18 protein-coding genes, 1 tRNA gene and 2 pseudogenes are annotated in these 23,599 nt (G+C 53.5%); 20 read left to right on the top strand and 1 reads right to left on the bottom strand.

The window, feature by feature from the left end:
- The first annotated feature begins 14 nt into the window (after positions 1-14).
- The 7 genes and pseudogenes from AC6I8W_RS13280 (at position 15) to proR (ending at position 5,597) form a co-directional block, all read left to right on the top strand.
- Positions 15-584, top strand: coding sequence for a hypothetical protein (locus AC6I8W_RS13280; protein ID WP_497835386.1), 570 nt, complete (start codon positions 15-17; stop codon positions 582-584).
- A 257-nt stretch (positions 585-841) separates the two neighbouring features.
- Positions 842-1,309, top strand: a pseudogene (locus AC6I8W_RS13275) (RHS repeat-associated core domain-containing protein); the annotation flags it as partial.
- A gap of 176 nt (positions 1,310-1,485) precedes the next feature.
- On the top strand, positions 1,486-1,725 hold the full coding sequence (locus AC6I8W_RS13270) for a DNA/RNA non-specific endonuclease (RefSeq protein WP_497835385.1): 240 nt from the start codon (positions 1,486-1,488) through the stop codon (positions 1,723-1,725).
- Between the two features lie 9 nt (positions 1,726-1,734).
- Entirely contained in the window at positions 1,735-2,265 is a 531-nt protein-coding gene (locus tag AC6I8W_RS13265) for an SMI1/KNR4 family protein (protein WP_497835384.1), read from the top strand.
- A 217-nt stretch (positions 2,266-2,482) separates the two neighbouring features.
- Positions 2,483-3,049 (top strand): annotated as a pseudogene (locus AC6I8W_RS13260) (RHS repeat-associated core domain-containing protein); the annotation flags it as partial.
- Positions 3,050-3,529: 480 nt separating this feature from the next.
- Positions 3,530-4,702, top strand: a complete 1,173-nt coding sequence (locus AC6I8W_RS13255; protein ID WP_497835383.1) for an IS256 family transposase — start codon at positions 3,530-3,532, stop codon at positions 4,700-4,702.
- Positions 4,703-5,294: 592 nt separating this feature from the next.
- Positions 5,295-5,597, top strand: coding sequence for a transcriptional regulator ProR (gene proR / locus AC6I8W_RS13250; RefSeq protein WP_497835382.1), 303 nt, complete (start codon positions 5,295-5,297; stop codon positions 5,595-5,597).
- A gap of 136 nt (positions 5,598-5,733) precedes the next feature.
- Here proR and AC6I8W_RS13245 read toward each other — a convergent pair.
- A tRNA-Asn gene (locus tag AC6I8W_RS13245) sits at positions 5,734-5,809 on the bottom strand.
- A gap of 507 nt (positions 5,810-6,316) precedes the next feature.
- Here AC6I8W_RS13245 and AC6I8W_RS13240 point away from each other — a divergent pair.
- The 13 genes from AC6I8W_RS13240 to AC6I8W_RS13180 all read left to right on the top strand — a co-directional run bounded on the left by AC6I8W_RS13240 (position 6,317) and on the right by AC6I8W_RS13180 (position 23,586).
- Positions 6,317-7,240 (top strand): sugar ABC transporter substrate-binding protein, encoded by a 924-nt coding sequence (locus AC6I8W_RS13240; RefSeq protein ID WP_497835381.1) that lies wholly within the window; start codon positions 6,317-6,319, stop codon positions 7,238-7,240.
- Between the two features lie 33 nt (positions 7,241-7,273).
- The gene (locus AC6I8W_RS13235) at positions 7,274-8,758 is read left to right on the top strand and encodes a sugar ABC transporter ATP-binding protein (protein ID WP_497835380.1); all 1,485 of its coding nucleotides are present in this window, start codon (positions 7,274-7,276) and stop codon (positions 8,756-8,758) included.
- A gap of 23 nt (positions 8,759-8,781) precedes the next feature.
- A complete protein-coding gene (locus AC6I8W_RS13230; protein WP_497838187.1) occupies positions 8,782-9,804 on the top strand; it encodes an ABC transporter permease in 1,023 nt (340 codons plus the stop codon).
- A 397-nt stretch (positions 9,805-10,201) separates the two neighbouring features.
- Positions 10,202-11,119 carry a nitrogen assimilation transcriptional regulator NAC gene (gene nac / locus AC6I8W_RS13225; protein WP_021182773.1) on the top strand — a complete coding sequence of 306 codons (918 nt, stop codon included), beginning with the start codon at positions 10,202-10,204 and terminating at the stop codon, positions 11,117-11,119.
- A gap of 794 nt (positions 11,120-11,913) precedes the next feature.
- Positions 11,914-12,873, top strand: coding sequence for an HTH-type transcriptional regulator Cbl (gene cbl, locus AC6I8W_RS13220; RefSeq protein ID WP_013509645.1), 960 nt, complete (start codon positions 11,914-11,916; stop codon positions 12,871-12,873).
- A 149-nt stretch (positions 12,874-13,022) separates the two neighbouring features.
- Positions 13,023-14,480, top strand: coding sequence for an NAD-dependent succinate-semialdehyde dehydrogenase (locus AC6I8W_RS13215; RefSeq protein WP_497835379.1), 1,458 nt, complete (start codon positions 13,023-13,025; stop codon positions 14,478-14,480).
- A gap of 357 nt (positions 14,481-14,837) precedes the next feature.
- Complete coding sequence (locus AC6I8W_RS13210; protein WP_497835378.1) at positions 14,838-16,307, top strand: aldehyde dehydrogenase family protein; 1,470 nt, start codon at positions 14,838-14,840, stop codon at positions 16,305-16,307.
- Positions 16,308-16,338: 31 nt separating this feature from the next.
- On the top strand, positions 16,339-17,007 hold the full coding sequence (locus AC6I8W_RS13205; RefSeq protein ID WP_497835377.1) for a haloacid dehalogenase type II: 669 nt from the start codon (positions 16,339-16,341) through the stop codon (positions 17,005-17,007).
- A gap of 17 nt (positions 17,008-17,024) precedes the next feature.
- Positions 17,025-18,302 (top strand): NAD(P)/FAD-dependent oxidoreductase, encoded by a 1,278-nt coding sequence (locus AC6I8W_RS13200; RefSeq protein WP_497835376.1) that lies wholly within the window; start codon positions 17,025-17,027, stop codon positions 18,300-18,302.
- Positions 18,303-18,488: 186 nt separating this feature from the next.
- On the top strand, positions 18,489-20,093 hold the full coding sequence (locus AC6I8W_RS13195; RefSeq protein WP_497835375.1) for an ABC transporter substrate-binding protein: 1,605 nt from the start codon (positions 18,489-18,491) through the stop codon (positions 20,091-20,093).
- A gap of 27 nt (positions 20,094-20,120) precedes the next feature.
- On the top strand, positions 20,121-21,074 hold the full coding sequence (locus tag AC6I8W_RS13190) for an ABC transporter permease (RefSeq protein WP_480364398.1): 954 nt from the start codon (positions 20,121-20,123) through the stop codon (positions 21,072-21,074).
- Positions 21,074-21,925 carry an ABC transporter permease gene (locus AC6I8W_RS13185; protein WP_480364396.1) on the top strand — a complete coding sequence of 284 codons (852 nt, stop codon included), beginning with the start codon at positions 21,074-21,076 and terminating at the stop codon, positions 21,923-21,925. Before AC6I8W_RS13190 ends, AC6I8W_RS13185 begins: the two co-directional genes overlap by 1 nt.
- Positions 21,922-23,586, top strand: a complete 1,665-nt coding sequence (locus AC6I8W_RS13180) for an ABC transporter ATP-binding protein (RefSeq protein WP_497835374.1) — start codon at positions 21,922-21,924, stop codon at positions 23,584-23,586. The genes AC6I8W_RS13185 and AC6I8W_RS13180 overlap by 4 nt, the downstream gene beginning before the upstream one ends.
- Positions 23,587-23,599: the final 13 nt, after the last annotated feature.

Genomic DNA, 23,599 nt, shown 5'->3' with positions numbered 1-23,599 from the left:
TTTCAGAGGTGATTATGAAAGATGTAAATGAAGCAATTGAAAAATTGATCTTTATTTTAAATAAGCATTCAATCGCAGGGGCGAATTCCACAAGGCTTCCTGAAGATGTGAGTGATGAAATAGGGTCAAAAATATTATCCTCACATGAATTGCGTGAGTTTTATTCTACTCTGAAACCGAATGATATAAAAATTGAAACTGGTTATTCACCTGTAAAAATATTTTCACTTGATACTATCGTTGCTGCACAATCAGGATATCAAAGTTTGTCCAATGATTCGTTAGTTATTGCGGATGATTTCGGTGGAGGAAAGCCAATAATTGCACATGTAGAGAGTGATAATACCCAAGTTTATGCTAATTATGATATTGGTAAACCTTTCAAGATAGCTGATGATTTCCCCAGTTTCATTCTTTGTCTGGCAGAGACTATCGACGTGGTTTACGGTTCTTTTAACATATTTGATATAGCTGATGACGATGATGTTATTAAAGATGATTTTGTAAATGATTTGAGATCTCGAGTGGAAAATATAATTGGATCTTCAAACTTTGATGCTTGGTTTGATTATTTGTATGGGTGATATTTCTTCTTGTTATGCAGTGATAAAGAAATAATGGAATAAATCGAGCCAAAAAAAGCCGGAAGCGAATATATCGAAACTTCCGGCCTTATCTTGCTGTAAATTTAATCCTCATCTCTTTTCCTGACAACGCTTCCAGTCTTCCCTGTAACTCTTCCTTTAACACAAAATTCCCCAAAGCACTCGTACACAATCGCTAACTTCATTATTTGACACTCTCGGAACGCCATACTGGCAAGTCAATCTATGCATAACTGGAACGTACACACTACTCGTGGTCCGGTATGCAGATGGTGGGTGAGCACAGCGACAGCAAACCCGAGGCAGCGGTGCAGTATGTCTATGCGGAAAACAGCTATGAACCGCTGGCGCGCGTCGACAGTTATCAGCAGCACGCTGAGGTTTATTGGTATCACAGCGAGATCAACGGCCTGCCGGACCGGGTGACGGATACCCGTGGCGACACCGTCTGGCAGGGGGCGTTTGCTACCTGGGGCCGCACCACGCGGGAAAGCACCGGTGTTGATTGGGAAGTGCCGCAGAACCTGCGCTTCCAGGGGCAGTACCTTGACCGCGAAACCGGTCTGCACTATAACACTTTCCGGTACTATGACCCGTGCGGCGGGCGTTACACCCAGTTGGACCCGATAGGGTTGCTGGGTGGGTTGAATTTGTATGCGTATGTGCCAAACCCTGGAAACTGGGTAGATCCCTTAGGGTTGAGCAATTACAATATTCGCTATGGAGAATTGGATGAGTTAGGTCGTCCTACCGGTGTTAGGGCCAGATTAGATGCTAGCGATATAAATACAGGCACGCATGCGAATCCTGCGATTCAACCACCTGGATTTATTACCGGTGCCGGGTCCAATCGTGCCCGTGGGTATTTGCTGGGCGGCAATTGGGGGGCTCTGGTGATGATGTAAGAAATCTGGTCACTATCCAGCATCGTCCAGTGAACACGCCTGATATGAGTAGTGTAGAAGGACGTATAAGAAAGGCTTTAGAACGAGGGGAGACAGTTGATATGTCGGTAACACCAGTATACAAAGGACCTTCAAGAATCCCCGCGGGGATAACAATAAGTGCAGAAGGTAGTGGTGGCTTCTATGAGCATGTGACCCTTCTTAACCCTCCATGAATGTAAAAAATGACTATTTCGAATTTGAAAAACATATTAATCCCTCCCGCATTGCCTAATGAAAATGGGAGTGGTGAGATTTGGCTCCTCATCGATGATAAGATAGAATTCCCAGAAGATTATGTTGAATTCATTAGCACTTATGGCACCGGCAGAATTGCGGATTTTATTGCACTGTTCAATCCTTTTTCAAAAAATGAAGATTTAAACTTTTTTGAACAGAAAAACCTGGTTATTGAGGATTTTAATTACCTTATTCAAGAAGATGCTGATTATTATAAGTATGTCTTATATCCTAACGATGATGGCCTTTTGCCAGTAGGGGTAACTGATAATGGTGATTATTTGTTTTGGGTTGTAAATGATAAGGAAGTCAGCAATTCCTGGAAAACTGCAATAGTCGCATCGAGATCCCCTGATGTTGAGTACTTTGACGAAAACATTACCTCTTTGATTTTCGGTGTTTTATCCAAAAAGATAAACCCAGATTCATTCCCTGGTAATTTCCCATATAAAAATATAGATTTCGATAAAATATAGGTTCTAGTTGAGGCTGGATGTGATTTTAACGAACCTTCCAGCTTTATCTTCCCGTCAGCCACTTCCCCTCTCTTTTTCCGATCTTGCTATAAACCCTTCCGTCTAATTACATAAAATACGACAAACCGTTTTTACAGTTTCACCAAGTTTCCTTATTTAAAAATCTTGTGCGCCGTTCTGGCAGTGCTGCGCCGCTGTTGACTGGGATGTGCCGTAGAACCTGCGCTTTCAGGGGCAGTACCTTGACCGCGAAACCGGTCTGCACTATAACACTTTCCGGTACTATGACCCGTGCGGCGGGCGTTACACCCAGTTGGACCCGATAGGGTTGCTGGGTGGGTTGAATTTGTATGAGTATGTGGCAGATCCGTTAACGTGGAGTGATCCGCTGGGACTCGTTGGATGTGTTGGTTCCAGACCAACTGAGCATTTGCCGCCGCATGTTGAAGGCGAATATTTATATCGTGGTATATACCGTGGACATCCAGATGAGGCAAATGCTCTTAGAGGTCGTGTGGAGCCAGGTAATCCTCTATCAAATATCTCTGAAGATGAGCACAATTTGGGGGAAGTTTCCTCGAATAGTCCCTTTACTTCATGGACAAGAGACCCAGATATAGCCAGAAAATTTGCTAAGGAAGACGGTGTAATATTGAGAGTTAAAACAGGGTCACCTCCAGAAGGAGCTGGTTGGTCGTGGGCATGGTCACCTGATAGGTACTATAAGCAAGAAGTTTTGCTCAGAGGGGCCAGAAGCGGAGATATAGAGGTATATTTGCCATGACAGAACGTAACAATGAACAACTAATATTAGAGTCCTTAGCTCCAGATTTGCTTAAGGAATATATTGATCTCAATGGGTTGAAGCAGCTATTTCTCATTAAAAAGGACAGAAAGAGGTCAATAGAGGAAATGGATATTCATCTTGAAAATGTCAGAAAGAATGGGGGGGTATTCTTGGCTATTCCTCTCTGGCGGAAAATCTTAATAAAAATAAGCAGGAATATGTCCATATTATAAGTGGTTATGATTGTAAGTATGGGTTTGATTTATATCTTGATGAGAATAAAAATCAAGTGTTAGGTGTTGCGATCGTTAAGCTTAGAAAGAAAAGTGAAGACGAAATTAAGTGGGAAAAAGAAATGCTTGGGATTAAACATCGTTAAATTTTAACCGGCAGTTATTTTTAATAGAGCCTGTTATTTAAATTGTGTAATTGCCTTTTTTTGATATATTCCCGACATCACGGAGACAGGTAATTATTATGGATGAACAAAAACTCAAAGCGCTCGCTGCCGAGCTGGCAAAGGGCCTAAATGATCTCAATCAGTTTTCCCGGATGCTCACAAAACTCACCGTTGAGGCCGCTCTCGGCGCTGAACTCACTGAGCATCTCGGGCATGAAAAAAACCAGCCTAAAAAGGGCACTAACGCCCGCAACGGTTACTCCACCAAAACTCTGCTCAGCGATGACGGTGAAGTGGAACTCCGGACACCGCGCGATCATGAAGGCTCTTTTGAACCACAACGCATTCGCAAAAATCAGACGCGCATCACCCAGATGGATCGCCAGATCCTGTCGCTCTACGCTAAAGGCATGACCACGCGCGAAATCGTGGCGACATTCAAAGAGATGTACGACGCCGATGTGTCACCCGCGTTGATATCAAAGGTCACAGATGCTGTCCAACAGCAGGTTACCGAATGGCAGAACCGCCCGCTCGACTCTCTGTATCCCATCGTTTATCTAGACTGTATTGTTGTGAAAGTGCGGCAGGACAGCAGCTTAATAAACAAATCCGTGTTCCTTGCGCTCGGTATCAATACCGCAGGGCACAAGGAACTGCTGGGCATGTGGATAGCGGAAAACGAAGGTGCGAAGTTCTGGCTGAACTTGCTGACGGAGCTGAAAAATCGAGGTCTGGAAGACATTCTCATCGCCTGCGTTGACGGGCTGAAAGGGTTCCCGGATGCGATAAACAACGTCTATCCGCAAACGCGGGTTCAGCTGTGCGTGGTACATATGATCCGCCACAGTCTGAAGTACGTTACCTGGAAAGATTACAAAGCGGTGACGCGTGACCTGAAGGCGATTTATCGCGCGCCAACGGAAGAAGGCGGGCTTGTGGCGCTGGATGCATTCGCGCAATGCTGGGATGAACGTTATCCGCAAATCAGCAAAAGCTGGCGCGCCAACTGGGTGAATCTGAGCACGCTGTTTGGCGATCCGGAGGATATTCGCCGCGCGATTTACACGACCAACGCCATCGAATCGCTGAACAGCGTCATCAGGCAGGCAATAAAAAAGCGTAAGGTGTTCCCGACAGATGAGTCGGTGCGTAAGGTTATCTGGCTTGCGACGGAAGCGGCAGCGACGAAATGGACGATGCCAATCGTTAACTGGCGGCTGGCGATGAGCCGCTTTATTATCGAATAAGGTGACCGCCTGAGCGGTCACCTTTAATGGTGGGCCGTTACACAGAATTATTTACAGGGTCGGAAGTTATTTTTAATATTCTTCCAGTTTTTATTCTATCTGCTTACCGTCAGGTTAAAACCATCTGCCTCCAAACTGACGGTAAACCTTATCAATCTCCGTTCGTCCTCCCAACCTCCCTGCAACTCTTCATTTATTACACCAAATTCCCTGAGTCGTCCTTCCAGCACAACGAACCTCTCATTGCCTCACTCCAACGTTTGCGCATAATCCCATTAATAGGTATAAGCCTATATAACTTGCAGCCTATGTTACAATGAGATTTTATGTGGCATGTTGTGACGACATCGTAGTTTGACAGCTGGTTCAGTGGATTAGAAGACAACGATCGTGCGCGTGGTGGCTGCCGTTATGGTGCTGCGTATCCAGTCTGCTGGGGAGTCGTTTTGCCTTTGATCCCCGGCGAACCACTATTTTGCTCTGTGTAGGCAATAAGGTGGGTAAAGAGAAACGCTTTTATGCCGAGATGATCCCATTAGTCGACAGGCTCCCGGACTCGCATCTCCAGCAACTGACAGAGAAGGAGTGATGTATGAGTCGTACTCTGGAACAATTACTGGCTGATGAAAAACCGTCAGTCGTAGCAAAGGCGGAAAAGATTGCCACCGAGACGCTTTTAAATATTCATCTCGCAGAACTGCGTGAGAAGGTGGATAAAACTCAGGTGGAAATGGCGAAATCCCTTGGGGTGAAGCAACCGACCGTAGCCGAAATGGAAAAGCCGGGACGTGATGTGAAGCTGTCCACATTAAAACGCTATGTTGAAGCCGCAGGTGGCAAGCTGCGTGTTGATGTTGAATTAGCTGACGGTTCACATTACGGTTTTTTCGTGTGAGGTAGCGGCGCGATTTATCGCGCTTTTTGGTTTGCGGCATTGATATCAAAAACGCGCGATAAATCGCGCCGCTACGGAAATGTGATATTCGCAGGCAAAAAAAAAGCAGCCTTTTCAGGCTGCTTTTCTTCGAATTTGGCTCCTCTGACTGGACTCGAACCAGTGACATACGGATTAACAGTCCGCCGTTCTACCGACTGAACTACAGAGGAATCGTTGGAACGAGGCGCATATTAGCGATGCCGCTCCTCGTTGTCAAAGCCCTCCTGCACACTTTGGGTTTAAGTGCGCGGAAAAGCAGCGGATTGCCGTTTTTCTGCCTTGAGTGACCACAATTCAAACTGCCAGCAAGATCTCACTTTAAACGCAATTCCTCGCAGATGTTAGATGCGTGTCAAAGTTTTGTTATTTGCCGATTTTAAAACAAGCGTTTCAGTGCTTTTATGATGAAAATTTCAAATGACGTTGAGATGGAATAAATGAACTGCTTACCATCACGGGCGAAACAACTTTTATAACCCGAAACGCTGTTTTGAAAATAACTTGTTGATAAGGAACAAGTTGCGATAAGGAGTTGTTGAAAACCAATAACGTTAAACCAGAAGCCTTACCTCTACAACCAGATAAAAAACGCCAGCGACGTTGAGTGAATGTAAAAGAATTTTTTCATTCGTGGTATCAGCCAACCTGCGCACGTTAACGATAAAGAAGGGTTACCTATGAACATTAAAAAAGCGTTAGTGACTTCCCTGTTAGCTTGCATGTTACCCGCCGCTGTAATGGCAAAAGATCTCCAGGTTGGTGTCTCTATGGCATTGTTTGATGACAACTTTCTGACCATTCTGCGTACCTCAATGCAGAAAGAGATGCAAAAAGACAACATCAAAGGGCAGGTGGAAGACGCTAAGGGCGACGTAGCACAGCAGCTGCAACAGGTGCAGAACTTTATCGGGCAGGGCGTGGACGCCATTATTGTTAACCCAGTGGACACCAACGCAGTAAAACCGGTGATTGATGCAGCAAGCAAAGCCGGTATCCCGCTGGTCTTTGTTAACCGTAAACCAGCTGGTGAATTAACCGACAAAATGGCTTTCGTGGGTTCCGACTCCGAACTGGCAGGTCGTCTGCAAATGGAAGCATTAGCCAAAGCGATGAACGGTAAAGGTAATGTCGCCATCCTGTTGGGTGACCTTGCGAATGAATCAACCCGTGAGCGTACCAAAGGCGTTGAAGCGGTGGTGGCAAAATATCCGAACATCAAAGTGGTACAGAAGCAAACTGCAAAATTCACCCGCAACGATGCGGTGGATGTGGTGAGTAACTGGTTGACTGCGGGGGATGATATCCAGGCGATTGCTTCCAACAACGACGAAATGGCGATCGGCGCTTTACAGGCACTGGGCAAAAACCCGAACCACATTCTGGTTGCTGGCGTTGATGGAACACCGGATGCATTGCAAATGATTAAGAACGGCAAAATGGTTGCCAGCGTGTTCCAGGACGCCAAAGGCCAGGGTGAAGGTGCGGTGCAAACCGCTATCAAACTGGTCAACGGTGAAAAGGTACAGAAGATCGTAGATATCCCGTTCCAGCTGATCACCAAAGACAACTACACCAAATTCACCAGCATGAACCAGAAATAACCCGATCCCGACAAAGCCGTACGGAGGTGATGTATGACCGCTTTTGCGCTTGAAGCCGAAGGCATCAGCAAGTTCTTCCCTGGAGTAAAGGCACTCGACAATGTCTCACTGCGAGTGAAACCGGGGTCGGTACATGCCCTGATGGGCGAAAATGGCGCGGGCAAATCCACTTTAATGAAATGCCTTATCGGGATGTATCGTCCCGATAAGGGCACCATCCGCATTAAAGGGGAGCCAGTGCAGTTTCAGGACACGATGGACGCGCTGCGTTCCGGGATTTCCATGATCCACCAGGAACTGAATCTGGTGCCTTACATGACCGTAGCCGAGAACATCTGGCTGGGTCGTGAACCGATGAAATACGGCTTTGTCGATCACGCCTTGCTTAATAAGCAGACGCAACAACTGCTGAACAAACTGAATATTCGCCTGAAAGCCGACCGTATGGTGGGTGAGCTGAGCATCGCGGCGCAGCAGATGGTGGAGATTGCCAAAGCGGTGTCATGGAACTCAGACATCGTGATTATGGACGAACCTACCTCTGCCCTGACCGAAACTGAAGTCTCGCATCTGTTCACCATTATTCGTGACCTGCGTGAACAGGGCAAAGCCATCATTTATATCAGCCACAAAATGGATGAGATCTTCTCAATAACCGATGAGATCAGCATCTTCCGTGATGGTGCATGGGTGGGCAGCAACAGCACCACCCAGTTTACCCGTCAGTCGCTGATCACCCAGATGGTAGGACGTGAACTGACCCAGCTGTTCCCCAAATTTAATAATGCGATTGGCGAAGATGTGCTGACGGTGCGCAATCTTAACAGCAAAGGTCGCTTTAAAGATGTCAACTTTACCCTGCGCAAAGGCGAAATCCTAGGCGTCGCCGGACTGGTGGGGGCCGGGCGCAGTGAGGTGATGGAAAGCCTGTTCGGTATGGAGAGTTTCGACAGCGGCGAAGTACTGATCGACGGCGTACCGGTGAAGATCGATTCACCGTCCACGGCGATTGAGAAGGGTATGGCGTTCCTGACGGAAGATCGTAAAAAGTCCGGGTTGTTCCTGGTGCTGTCGGTGCTGGAGAACATGAGCATCGTCAACATGCCCGATTACATCGGTAAAAGTGGCTTCGTCAGCCATATGAAAATGGCGCAGGACTGCATGGAGCAAATCCGCAAGCTAAACATCAAAACGCCGACCATGGACCAAATCATCAACAACCTCAGCGGGGGGAACCAGCAGAAGGTGTTGATTGCCCGCTGGCTGCTGGCACAGCCGAAGATCCTGATCCTCGACGAACCGACGCGCGGCATTGACGTCGGGGCGAAAGCGGAGATCTATCGTCTGATCAGTGAACTGGCTAACCGTGGCGTCGCCATCATTATGGTGTCGTCAGAATTGCCGGAAATTCTCGGCATGAGTGACCGCGTGATGGTGATGCACGCAGGACGTATAACCGGCATCCTCAATAAAGAAGAGGCCGACCAGGAAACCATTTTGTCGCTGGCATCCGAGTGAGGCGTGAGACAACCATGAGCAACATGAAAGTGACGGCCCCGCAGGCCACTGAGCAGACCTCCTTTTTCGGCAATTTGCGTCATAAATTGCCCAAAGACACCGGTATTTTTGTCGTTATGCTGGGCATTGCCCTGATTTTCGAAATTGCAGGTTGGTATGTGCGTGACCAATCCTTCCTACTGAACACTAACCGTCTGGTGCTGATTGTGTTGCAGGTGGCGATTATCGGTATCATCGCGGTGGGGGTGACTCAGGTTATCATCACCACCGGTATCGACCTCTCCTCAGGCTCAGTGATCGCTCTGACGGCGGTGGTGGCGGCCAGTCTGGCGCAAACTTCTGATAGCCTGTCGCCGATGTATCCTTCCCTGGTTAACCTGCCTGCCGCCATTCCGATTGTCGCAGGGATCGGGGTTGGGCTGTTGTGTGGCGTGGTTAACGGGGTGCTGATTACCCGCACCGGTATCCCGCCGTTTATTGCTACGCTCGGGATGATGGTTTCTGCCCGTGGTCTGGCGCAGTACTACACCCAGGGTAACCCGATCAGCTTTCTGTCGGATGGCTTTACCTCAATTGGTCAGGGCGCAATGCCAGTCATCATCTTCCTGGTGGTGGCGTTCCTGTTCCATATCGCCCTGAAACATACCCGCTACGGCAAATATGTTTACGCGATTGGCGGCAACATGACCTCCGCCAAAGTCTCCGGTATCAACGTCAATAAATACCTGATCATCGTCTATACCATCGCCGGGGCATTGTCTGGCCTGGCCGGGGTGGTGCTGGCGGCGCGCGTCAGCAGCGGACAATCCAGTATGGGTCTGGCCTACGAACTGGATGCCATCGCCGCAGCGGTTATCGGTGGTAGCAGCCTGATGGGGGGCGTGGGGCGTATTACCGGCACCTTGATCGGTGCGGTGATCCTCGGTCTGATTAAAAGTGGCTTTACCTTCGTGGGTGTGGACGCTTACGTGCAAGACATTATTAAAGGGATCATCATTGTTGCAGCTGTTTCTATCGACATGCATCGTAACCGTAAGAAACGCTAATGACCTTCTGAGTAGATCAGGCTGCTGCTTTGCTCGGTAGCCTGAATGTCAGCACCAGGAAATCCAGTCCCCACACGTAGTTGCGTGATATCCATGACCCGACCTGCACCAATTGTGCACGTTGGGTCATCACTTTTTTGCACACCTGCCTCGCATTTTTTGCACCACTTCAGTGCATTCCGTGCATTCTTTCAACAATCCGTGCCATGCCCTTCGCTTATTAACTCTTATGGGGTAATCAGAAACGCTTATTTTCCGCGCCGTTAGGAAAAATCTGGTAAAGCTTTTTCGTGAACTGATAAAACCTGGCCTGCATATTGCAATCTGTATTACACAAGCCAGCAGGCTAAGAGCACCAATAATTATTGGGCATTCGGGGATCCGTTACGGAGGCAAAATGAACTTAAGACGACTGAAATACTTTGTAAAAATCGTCGATATCGGCAGCCTGACTCAGGCAGCAGAAGTGTTGCATATTGCGCAGCCCGCGCTTAGCCAGCAGGTGGCAACGCTGGAGAACGAGCTTGATCAGCAACTGCTGATCCGCACCAAGCGTGGCGTGACGCCGACGGAAGCCGGTAAAATTCTGTATGCCCACGCACGTACCATCCTGCGTCAGTGCGAACAGGCGCAGACGGCGGTGATTAATGCGGGTCAGGCGCTGAATGGTCAGGTTTCGATTGGTCTGGCACCGGGCACCGCAGCCTCATCGCTGACCATGCCGCTGCTGCAAACCGTACGCGAGCAGTACCCGGATGTGTTGGTGTATCTGCACGAAAACAGTGGCACCTCGCTGAATGAAAAAGTGATGAACGGTCAGTTGGATATGGCGGTGCTGTACGACCGTGCACCGACGGCGGGCATCAACAGTATTCCGCTGATGAAAGAAGAACTTTATCTGGTCGGTGCGACCGACTGTCCGGGCGCGACGGTGGATCTGGCCGATGTGGCGCAGATGAACCTGTTCCTGCCACGTGACTACAGCGCAGTACGTAAACGTGTGGATGAAGCTTTCTCCCTGCGCCGCCTGAGCGCGCGCATTATCGGTGAAATTGAATCGATTTCGACGCTGACGGCGGCGGTATCGAGTGGTATGGGTGTTACCGTATTGCCGGAGTCGGCGGCGCGTGCGCTGGTTAGCTCCACTCATGCGTGGATGGCGCGTATCAACAGCCCATCACTGAATCTGCCGTTGTCGCTGAACGTCTCTGCACGCCTGCCGTTGTCTCCGTCGGCTCAGGCGGTGAAAAACATTCTGCTGTCGCTGCTGAACAAGCCGATGGTGGAAGATCGCGAATTGATGCTGGTGAGCTAATTGCGGCTGATGCCGACACCAGATTCGTGCAGGTTTCGTTCGCCACCGGTACTGAGCATATTTCGTTCGCTATGGGCACTGGCAGTTGCATGCCGCCGGTGCGGCGACCGAGCAAAGGGTGCCTGGCCGCACCCTCTGCACTCCCCGCCCTCGCGCCAGCTGCTTTTTTTGCGCGATAAATCGCGCCGCTACAACTCAACGCCGCCTTTCGCCGCATCCATGCGGCTCATCCTGGCAGCATTCATTCGCTCAGCGAGTCCGGATGGCGCCCCACCCACCGCTGCACGCCTTGTGCTTTTCAGTCCCTTTCTTTTTGCTTTTTGCTTTTTATTTTTTGGTGTTTTCTACGGTCTTTCAGACGGTGGGGTGGGCGGCATCCACAGCGCCGAGCGCAGAGGGAAGGCCAGGCCGAGCCGCATGGATGCGGCGAGAGAGCGGAATGAGCCAGGGATGGCGAATCCGCACGTGCCGTGCGGCCTGAGTGATAAGCGAGGGAACAGCGCTATGCGCTGCGCGAGGACGGCGCAGGGCGCGGATTGCAAAGGTCCGCGCCCTCGGACCTTTGCCCGTCCGCCTGCACGTTGCGGCTGAAACTACCTAATGCCTGGCGGGCGGAACCTTCTCGATGTCAGCCCGCACCAGCGAGCGGAACCTTCTCGATGCCAGCCTGCACCAGCACGCACAACTCAACCCTTATTACCAATCCGCATAACAAACCGTTTTTTATTATTTGTTGTACTGCCAGCAACTTCATAACATGGATGAAACAGGGGCAGGAATAAGGAGAAAAGGGTGTGAATTTCCAGCAACTTAAAATTATACGTGAAGCAGCCCGTTGCGAGTTCAACCTGACAGAGGTCGCCAATACGCTCTTTACCTCGCAATCCGGGGTGAGCCGTCACATACGCGATCTGGAGGATGAGCTGGGTGTTGAAATTTTCATCCGCCGTGGCAAACGTCTGCTGGGAATGACCGAACCCGGCAAAGCGCTGCTGACCATTGCTGAACGCATCCTTGATGAAGCGGGCAAAGTGCGCCGCCTCGCGGATGTGTTTACCAATGAAACCAGCGGTGTGCTAACCATTGCCACCACCCACACTCAGGCGCGTTATAGCCTGCCGCGGGTGATCAAAGCCTTCCGACAACTCTATCCCAACGTACGGCTGGAGCTGAACCAGGGATCGCCGCAGGAAATTGTCGCCATGCTACTGGCGGGTGAGGCAGATATTGGTATCGCCAGTGAGCAACTGGTGAACAACGCCAGCCTGGCCGCCTTCCCGTGGTTCAGTTGGCATCACTCGCTGCTGGTGCCGCACGATCATGAACTGTTGCAGAGTGAACCGGTCTCGCTAGGTCAGCTGGGGCGTTACCCACTGATCACCTATCGGCAGGGCATCACCGGACGTTCACGTGTCGATCGTGCTTTCCAGGCCGCCGGGCTGAAACCGGATATCGTCCTCAGCGCCCAGGATTCTGATGTGGTGAAAACTTACGTTGAATTGGGGCTTGGAGTAGGCATTCTGGCCGATCAGGCCTGTGATATTTACGACGGCGAAGACCTGGTAAAAATTGATGCAGGCCACCTGTTCGACGCCAACACCGTGTGGCTCGGGTTGAAACGCGGCCAACTGCAACGCAATTATGTCTGGCAGTTCCTCGAACTGTGTAACGCCAACCTGTCGCTGGAAGAGATCAAACGCCAGGCGCTCTCCTACGAAACCGGCGACGAACCGGCTATCGATTTCCAAATCTAATCTTCCTGGTGCGGCTCATGCGGGCCGCACAGCATAAAATTTCTTTTCCCGTCGCAAAACGCGTACCTGTGTTATTTCCTCATCGCAGAAAAACATCCTGCGCTGTGCCGCCGAGTTACAGTGAAATGACACAGACACAGGGGAAAAGCATGTCGCGTATTCAACTGAAAGATGCGGATTTACTGCGCCAGCAGGCGTTGTTTGGCGGTCGCTGGCAGGATGCGCTGGCGGGGACAACGCTACCGGTGATTGATCCATCGACCCAGCAAACGCTGGCTACCATCCCGGCACTGGGTGCTGCCGAAACCGAACAGGCGATAGATTATGCCGAGTCGGTGCGTATCAGCTGGGGCAAGACCCCGAACGCGGCCCGTGCGGCGCTGCTGGAAAAGTGGCATCAGCTGATTCTGGACAACGCCGATGACCTGGCGATCATCATGACCGCTGAGCAGGGCAAACCGCTGGCAGAAGCCAAAGGCGAAGTGCTGTACGGTGCCAGCTTTGTCAAATGGTTTGCCGAAGAAGCACGCCGTATCTATGGCGATACCATTCCGGCTCCGAGTGAAGATCGTCGCATTCTGGTGCTGAAGCAGCCAGTCGGTGTGGCGGCCGCGATCACGCCATGGAACTTCCCGATTGCGATGATCACCCGCAAAGTCGCCCCGGCGCTGGCAGCAGGTTGCCCGATTATCGTGAAACCTTCGGAACTGACGCCGCTTTCGGCGCTGGCACTGGCGGTACTGGCAGAACGCGCAGGTTTCCCGAGCGGGGTGCTTCAGGTGCTGACCGGCCTGCCAACGGATATCGGCAGCACGCTGACCGCCAGTCGCACGGTGCGCAAAATCTCCTTTACCGGCTCCACCCGCATCGGGCAATTGCTGATGCAGCAAAGTGCTGACAGCATCAAACGTCTGAGCCTCGAACTGGGCGGTAACGCACCGCTGATCATCTTTGATGATGCCGATTTAGACATTGCGGTGGCCGGGGTGATGGCGAGCAAGTTCCGCAACGCCGGTCAGACTTGCGTCTGCGCCAACCGCATTTTGGTACAACGCGGCATCTATGAACGCTTTAGCGCCCGACTGCTGGAGGCCGTCGCGACGTTGAAAGTGGGTGACGGCTTTGATGCACAAAGCACCATCGGCCCGTTGATCAACGATCGCGCAGTGGAGAAAGTGAACAGCCATATTGATGATGCGCTGAGTCAGGGAGCCACGCTGCTGAGTGGCGGTATTAGCCAGCCCAATGGCACCTTTGTCCAGCCGACGGTGTTAGGCAATGTCACAAGCAAAATGCGCATTGCCCATGAAGAAACCTTTGGCCCGGTGGCGCCGCTGTTTATTTTTGACGAAGAAGACGAAGCGATCGCCATGGCGAATGATACGCCTTATGGTCTCGGTGCTTATTTCTTCACCGAAAATATTCGTCGTGCTTGGCGAGTAGCCGAGTCGCTGGAATTTGGCATGGTAGGATTTAATACCGGTGCAATTTCATTAGACGCTGCGCCATTCGGCGGAATTAAATTATCCGGATTAGGGCGTGAAGGTTCGCGTTACGGAATTGAAGAGTATCTGGAGCAAAAAACTTTCCATATTGGCAGTCTCTGATTAAAAATTAACAACCGGTTAGTTCAACGCCTGTTACCTCTGGTAATGGGCGTTTTTTATTTTGTGCGCAACGTCATGTTTTTCCGGATATTCGCCGTTTTAGTGCAAGTTTCATGCGCAGTGCACCAAAGAGATGCGCATAATTTGTGAGCTAAATCATCTGTTTAATGCTTCGGCAATTCCGCAAATTTTCTCTCATCAATACGGCAGAAAATTTTTTTGGGCTGTTTTTTACGCATTATTATTTTTTGCCGGGCTGGCATACTTTCTGCATTAGATTATTAACAGCGCACATAAGTGTGGCGAGAAATTTTAATTAGCACGCTAATGACGGGTGTAACAAATAAGGATTTTTCCATGTTAAGTTTCGACCCTGAAAAAGTTTCATTACCCGCTGGACATTATATTGATGGTCAGCATCAACACACCCAGGGCGCACCTTTCGCGGTTAAGCGCCCGTCGGATGGCAAAGTCTACACCAGCCTGAGCGAAGCCATGGCAGAAGACGTGGATCGGGCGGTCACGATTGCCCATCGTGCGCTGACCGCCAGTGGCTGGCGTAGCTGTCCACCGCGTGAACGTGGCAAGGTGCTGCGCCGCTGGGCCGATCTGATTGAGAGCGACCTGCTGCTGGCGCAACTGGAAGCACTCGGTTCTACCCGTCCAATCAGCGATGTGGTGCAGCACGAAATTCCGTTCACTGCCGAAGCCATCCGTTTCTACGCCGAGTGCGCCGACAAATACAGCGGTGACCTGTTCCCGACCAAAGAGAGCAGCCTCGGCATGCTGATCTCCGAACCTTATGGCGTGATCGGTGCCATCACGCCGTGGAATTTCCCCTTGTCGATGGCGTCATGGAAATGCGGCCCGGCACTGGCGGCGGGCAATGCTGTGGTGCTGAAACCCTCTGAGTTGACGCCGTTCTCCACCGTGCGTATGGCCGAGCTGGCGGTGCAGGCGGGCTTACCGGCCGGCATCCTTAATATTGTGCAGGGCAGCGGGGCCGTCACCGGCAGCGCGCTGGTCACGCATCCGCTGGTGCGCAAAGTCTCCTTTACCGGCTCTACCGTCACTGGCGCGCGCATCATGAGTGATGCGGCACAGCACGGCATGAAGCCGGTGACCCTCGAATTGGGCGGCAAAAGCCCGCAACTGGTGTTCGACGACGCGGGCGATATTGACGTGCTGGCGCAACGTATTTTGCGCGGCTTCACCGCCAACGGCGGCCAGGCCTGTGTGGCCGGTACGCGCCTGATTGTGCAACGTGGCATTGCCCAGCCGCTGCTGGATCGCCTGGTGGCGCTGTGCCAGCAACCGCGTCCGGGAGTGACCTGGCAGGATGACAGCCGCTATGCGCCGCTGATTGACGATCGTCAGGGTAAAAAAGTCGCCTCAGTGATTGCGGCAGCCAAAGCGGAAGGGGCTGAGGTGCTGGTGGGTGGCGAGCGTTTTGCCGACACCGATGAAGGTTGGTTCTGGCAACCCACGTTGTTGTGTGGCGTGGCACCGGACAACCCGGCGGTGCAGCAGGAAATTTTTGGCCCGGTGCTGACCGTGCAGGAGTTTGCGGACGAAGAGGAAGGGCTACAGCTGGCGGCACATGAAACCTACGGTCTGTGCGCCGGGGTGCATACCCTGAGCCTGCCGCGCGCCATGCGTGCCATGCGGGCGATTGAGTCCGGCACCGTGTGGATCAATCGCTATGGCCGTTCCGGCGATTTTATTATCCCCACCGGTGGCTTCCTTGGCTCCGGCATTGGCAAAGATCTGGGGCGTCAGGCATTTCAGGCCTGCCAGCGCCAGAAAAGCGTATTAATCGATTTTTAATTTCCGTATCAGACAACGACGAGGTCGCGTCATGGCACTGTTTAAACCGAAATACATCACCTTTGATTGCTACGGCACCCTGATCAACTTCGATATGGCCGGTGCGGCCGAACGCTGCTTCAAAGCGCGCGTGGCACCGGAAGCGATGCTGGCCTTCACCACCGATTTCGCCCGTTACCGCATGGATGAAGTGCTGGGCGCGTGGAAGCCGTATTACGACGTGGTGAGCAACGCCCTGCAACGTACCTGCAAAAAATGGGGTGTGGCGTGGGACAAGGCCGACAGTGACTTTATCTACACCGATTGCGCTACCTGGGGACCGCATCCTGATGTTCCGGCCGGTCTGGCAAAAGTGGCACAGGAGTTTCCGTTGGTGCTGCTCTCCAACTCGATGAAAGACCTGTTGCCACACCACATTCTGCGTCTCGGTGCGCCAATCCACATGGCGATCACCGCAGAAGAAGTAGGGGCCTACAAGCCGCAGATGAAAGGCTTCGAATACATGCTGGAAAAACTTGATTGTCGTCCCGACGAAATCCTGCACGTATCCTCCAGCCTGCGCTACGACCTGATGACCTGCCACGACATGGGTATTACTAACAAAGTGTGGGTCAACCGTGGTCACGATCCGGCCAACCCGGCTTACGGCTATACCGAGATCAAAGATATCGGCGGTCTGCCCGCTGTGGTTGGACTTTAAGCCCGGAGGGCAGCGCAATGAAACTCGAATCTTTCTGGCAGGCGACCGCACCGCAATTCCGTGGCGCAGCAACGGGTGCGCTGCCCGCGACCGCCTCGGTGGTGGTGATTGGCGGCGGTTTTACCGGCGTCTCGGCGGCGCTTAACCTGGCGCGTAGCGGTATTGACGTGGTGCTGCTGGAGAGCGGCGACATCATGAGTCAGGCTTCAGCGCGTAACGGTGGTCACTGCAATACCGGCGTATCGCAAAACTTTGCCTCGCTGGTCGCCAGTCAGGGGCTGGAGCAGGCCAGCCGTTTCTATCGGGCGTTTGACGGTGCGGTGAGTTACGTCGAACAGCTGGTGCGGGAAGAACAGATCGATTGCGATTTCCGCCTGTGCGGCAAGCTGAAACTCGCCAGCAAAGCCACGCATTTTCCCGGTTTGCGCAGTGCCTGGGAGTTGATGCGTACTACCGTGGACCCGGAAATCGAGCTAATCAGCAAAGATGACATTCGCCATGAAGTGGGCAGTGATGCCTTTCATGGTGGCCTGCTGCAAAAACGTGGCGGCCAGATGCATATGGGTAAATTCGGGGTTGGTCTGGCGGAAGCGGCAGCGCGCAGCGGGGCGAAGATTTTCCCACACCATGCAGTGACTGGGTTAACCCGCCTTGACGGCTATCGTCATCGCATCACCACCGCGAAAGGCGAGATCGTCGCCGACAAAGTGCTGATGGCGACCGGTGTCTCCAATGAGGGGCCGTTCCCGTGGTTCCAGCGCCGTATTGTGCCGGTTGGTAGCTTTATCGTGGTGACGGAACCGCTGGGCGATGAGTTGCTCAGTCAGGTGCTGCCCAAAGATCGCACCTATGTCACCTCGCTGAATATCGGTAACTACTTCCGCACCACGGCGGATCGTCGCCTGGTGTTTGGTGGCCGCGCCCGCTTCGCCGTCAGCAATCCGACCTCGGATTCGCGCAGTGGCGAGGTGTTACGCGCAGCTATGACCGCGCTGTTCCCGCCGTTGGGGCAGGCTCGGATTGATTACTGCTGGGGCGGCATGGTCGATATGACCGCCGACCGGCTGCCGCGTGCCGGTGAGCACGATGGCGTGTTCTATTCCCTCGGCTACAGCGGGCATGGCACGCAGATGTCAACCTGGATGGGACGGGTGATGGCTGATGTGTTGGCCGAAAAAAGCAATGACAACCCGTGGCAACGTGAGGCCTGGCCCGCGTTACCCGGTTACCACGGGAAACCCTGGTTTTTGCCTCTCGCGGGCTTGTATTACAAAGCTAAGGATCGGCTCTCCTGATCGTCTGGCGCGATAAATCGCGCCGCTACAAAGCATGGCACCAACTGTAGCGGCGCAATTTATTGCGCAATGCGGTAAAAGCCTGCACCCAACCGTAGCGGCGCAATTTATTGCGCAATGCCACGAGGTGCGGGGTTTCGGTGACGATTATCGAATTAAACAACATTTCATATTGAGGGTGTGCAGATGAGTAAATTTAAGAAAGAATCTGACGCTGTAAATCCGGCCCTGACGCGTGCACTGACCGAAGGGTCGCTGTCCCGTCGTAGCCTGATGAAGTTGTTGTCCGCCGGTGCCGTGATGAGCACCGGTCTGATCGGTTTTCCGGAAATGGGTTTTGCGGCGGAAACGCCGGTGAAAGGGGGGAAACTGCGCGCGGCGATGTCCAACGCCTCGGCCACCGATACCCTCGATCCCGCTAAAGGCAACAACAGCGGCGACTACACCCGTCAATTTATGTTCTACAGCGGTCTGACCGAGCTGGATAAAAACCTGCTGGTGCAACCCGCGCTGGCCGAATCGGTGGAATCCAGTGATGGCGTAACCTGGCAGATCAAACTGCGCAAGGGCGTCACCTTCCATGACGGCAAACCGTTAACCGCGAAAGACGTGATTTACTCCCTGAGCCGCCACAAAGATCCGGCCGTCGCCTCCAACGCCTTCAAACTGGCGGATCAGTTCAAGACCTTCACCGCTGTCAATGATAACGAAGTCCAGCTGGTACTGAGCCAGGCCAACTTTGACGTGCCTTATATGCTGGCCGCCGCCCCGTTCCTGATCGTGCAGGATGGCACCAAAGATTTCAGCAAAGGCATCGGCACCGGTCCGTTCAAATTGAAAGAATTCACCCCTGGCGTGCGTTCCGTCGGCGTGAAGAACCCGAATTACTTCAAGCCGGGCCTGCCGCACCTCGACGAAGTAGAACTGCTGGGCGTTACCGACCAGGCTGCACGCGTCAATGCCTTGATGTCTGGCGACCTGCACATCATCTCTACCCTGAGTGCCGCCGATTGCAAACGCATCAAAGCCACCTCGGATTTCGCCGTGCTGGAGAGCAAATCCGGCATGTACACCAACCTGATTGTACGCACCGACGTGAAGCCGGGCAGCAGCGAAGACTTCGTGCTGGGTATGAAGTACCTGCAACCGCGTGAGATGGTGGTGAAAACCGTGTTGCAAGGCTACGGCGATGTGGCGAACGATACCCCAGTGCCGCCATGGCATCCATTCTACAACGCGGATCTCAAGCCACGTCCGCTGGATGTGGAGAAAGCCAAGTTCCACTTCAAAAAAGCCGGGATGGTCGGGGCCAATGTCGAGATCATCACCACGCCAAACATTGAAGGCGCGGTAGAAGGTGGCCAGTTGATTCAGCAGGTGGCACGTAACACCGGCGTGAACTTCAAAGTGCGTCGCGTGCCGTACGACGGCTACTGGTCAACCCACTGGACCAAAGACCCGGTCGGTTATGGCTCGATCAACCCGCGTCCGACGCTGGATATGCTGTTCTCGCAGTTCTATCTCTCCAGTGCCTCAAACAACGAATCGGGCTGGAAAAACGATCAGTTTGACCAACTGGTGGTGACGGCCCGTGGCGAGCGTGACCAGGCGAAGCGTAAGCAGATGTACGGTGATATGCAGACGCTGATTTATGACCACTGCGGCACCATCATCCCGACCTTTATCAGCTCAACCGATGGTTACAGCAAGAAGGTGAAAGGGGTGGAGGCCTGGCCGTCAGGCATGATGATGGGCTACCGCTTCCATGAGTTCGCCTGGCTGTCTGCCTGATCCCTAAACCGTAAGAGGAGCACGCCGATGAACCGATACATGATGTTCCTGATTGCCCGCCGCGCAGGCGCGGGCATCCTGACCTTGCTTATCGTCTCGGCGGTGGTGTTTTTTATCACCAGCCTGCTGCCCGGTGACGCGGCGCAGATGATTCTGGGGCAAAACGCCACACCGGAAACGGTGGCGGCGTTACGCCAGCAGCTGGGGCTGGATCAGCCGCTGCTGGTGCGTTATTTCAGCTGGCTGGGCGGGATGCTGCATGGCGACTTTGGCATTTCGTTTGCCAGCCATTTACCGGTGGCACAGTTGGTGGCGCAACGCATTCCGGCCACCTTTGAACTGGCGGCGATTACCACGCTGATCTGCGTGCCGTTGGCGCTGATCATTGGTATCGCGGCGGCGATGAACCGGGGTTCGCTGATTGACCGCTTCCTCGTGGTCAGCACTATGGCGACGGTGGCGGTGCCGGAGTTCCTCGTGGCTACCGTGGCGGTGCTGATTTTCGCCGTCAAGCTGCATTGGGTCTCAGCGATGTCGTTCGGCAGCCCGAATATGGATCTGCTGAGTTACCTGAAGTCCTATGCCTTACCGGTGCTGACGCTGTGCTGCGTGCTGGTGGCGCAGATGGCGCGCATGACCCGCGCCGCCATCATCAACCAGCTCGACAGCCCGTATCTGGAGATGGCGCGATTGAAAGGGGTATCGCCGTTGCGGGCGGTACTGCGCCACGCGCTGCCTAACGCCGTCGGACCGATTGCTAACTCCATCTCGCTCAGCCTGTCGTACCTGTTTGGCGGGGTGATCATTATCGAAACCATTTTCAGCTATCCCGGCCTCGCCAGTGCGCTGGTGGACGCGGTGAGCAACCGTGATCTACCGGTGGTGCAGTTCTGCGTGATGCTGTTCGCCGCCTGTTACCTGCTGTTGCTGTTGGCGGCCGACATCCTGACCATCGCCTTTAACCCGAAATGGAGGAGCTGATGAATAGCTTGCTACTTCCCTGGCGCTTTTTTCAGTCACTAACGATCTCCGGTCGCTTCGGCCTGCTGATCTCGCTGTTCTGGGTGTTGATGGCGATCTTTGGCACCCAGTTGGCACCGCACAACGTCGACGATATTGGTGGCGGCCCGATGCTCGGCGGCATGACCGCCGATAACTGGCTCGGCACCGACTATCTCGGGCGCGATATCCTCAGCCGCATCCTGTACGGCGCGAAGTTCTCCATCGGTCTGGCGCTAACCGCCGCGCTCGGGGCCAGCCTGATTGGTACTCTGCTGGCGTTGCTGGCAGCAGTGACCGGGCGCTGGCTGGAAGAACTGCTGGGACGTGTCAACGATGCGCTGCTGGTGCTGCCGGGCAAGGTGTTGTCGCTGATGATCGTTGCGGTGTTTGGTTCCTCGCTGCCGATGCTGATCCTCACCGCCATCTTCACCTACTGGCCTGGTGCCTTTCGTATTGCCTTCGCGATGGCGAGCAGTCTGCGCACCATGGATTACGTTCGGGCCTCGAAGCTGCGTGGCGAGAGCCGCTGGTATGTGGCGATCCACGACATCCTGCCCAATATGGTGCACCCGATGCTCACCGACTTCGGCCTGCGTTTCGTCTACATCGTCTTGCTGTTGAGCGGCCTGAGTTTCCTTGGCCTCGGCGTGCAACCGCCCTATGCCGACTGGGGCACGCTGGTACGCGAAAACATTCAGGGCTTGTTTGATGGCTCACCGGCGGTGCTGATGCCCGCGGTCGCCATCGCCAGCCTGACCATCGGTGCCAACCTGTTTATTGACAGCCTGCAAGCGATGCGCCCATTGACCCTGGCGAAGGAGGGAGCATGAACGTGACACCACACACTGCGATGCCGGTGATTGCCGTCGAGAACCTGCGCGTTACGGCGCAGACCGATAAGGGCGAAGAGATCGATCTGGTTTCCGACATTCGTTTTACCGTGCAGAAAGGGGAAGTGCTGGCGCTGATTGGTGAATCCGGATCCGGTAAAACCACCATCGCCATGGCGCTGATGGGCTATGCGCGCCACGGTTGTCGCATTGCTGACGGCATCATCCATGTGGCAGGCACCGATGTGCGTAGCTTGTCGTCGGGGCAACTGCGTGAATTTCGCGGTAATAAAGTCGCCTATATCGCCCAGAGTGCGGCAGCGTCGTTTAACCCCGGTATGCGCATTCTCGACCAGGTGATTGAGCCGGTGGTGATCCACGGCACCATGAAACGTAAAGCGGCAAAAGATAAAGCGATTGCGTTGTTTCGCGAGCTGGCGCTGCCGAACCCGGAAACCATCGGCGATCGTTTCCCACACCAGGTTTCTGGCGGTCAGTTACAACGTCTGATGACGGCGATGGCGTTGATTGGCGATCCTGACGTGGTGATCCTCGACGAACCCACCACCGCGCTGGATGTGACCACCCAGGTCGAAGTGCTGAAGGCATTTCGCCGCGTAGTGGCCCAGCGTGGCGTGACCGCCATTTATGTCAGCCACGATCTGGCGGTGGTGGCGCAAATGGCCGACCGCATTCTGGTGCTGTTGCAGGGCAAAATGGCCGAATACGGTACCACCGAACGGTTGATTGGCGCGCCACAGGCGGAATACACCCAACTGTTGATGGATGCGGCGCGTCAGACCGAGCGCCCCAGTAGCTGGAGTTGCGCCACGGCGGAGATGCAACCGCTGCTGGAGGTGCGCGATCTCTGTGCCGGTTATGGCCCGCGCGATAAAGACGGTCAACCGAAAATCCGCATCCTTGAAGATATCAACCTGAAGCTGTGGAAAGGGCAGGCGATTGGCATCATCGGTGAATCCGGTTCCGGTAAAACCACGCTAGCGCACGCCATTGCCGGGCTGAATGCCCCGAGTCAGGGACATATCCTGTTCAACGGCCACTACATCAACGGTGATATGCACAAAAGGCCCGATAACGAGCTGCGCCGCATTCAGTACGTGTTCCAGATGGCCGACACTGCGCTGAATCCGGCGCACAGCGTCGAACGTATCTTGTCACGTCCGCTGGCGTTGTTTCACGGCTTGAGTGGTGCGGCACGCGAACAGCGACTGCATCAGTTACTCGACCTGGTCAAACTGCCGCGCAGCGTGCTGTGGCGACGTCCGTGGGCGTTATCGGGTGGGCAGAAACAGCGCGTTAACCTGGCGCGTGCGCTGGCTGCCGAGCCAGATCTGATTCTGTGCGATGAAGTCACTTCCGCACTCGATACCGTAGTGGCGGCGGCGGTGCTGGATCTGATCAGCGAACTGCGGCGCGAGCTGGGATTGTCGGTGCTGTTTATCAGTCACGACATGCATGCAGTACGCGCGGTTTGTGACGATATCGTGGTGATGAAAACCGGTCGCATCGTCACCCAAATCGCGCGGACGGATTACGACAAACCCACCAGCGAGTTGTATTTCGAGCGCCTGAAACGCGCGGTGCCGGAACTGCGTCAGGGCTGGCTGGACGAGCATGAAGAAATATTGAAGGCGGAATGATCACCGTAGCGGC

It is taken from the genome of Pantoea sp. X-Soil-TKNS-1211 (assembly GCF_059730495.1).
The sequence above is the reverse complement of the archived record's forward strand: the minus strand, read 5'-3'. Positions and strand labels throughout refer to the sequence as shown.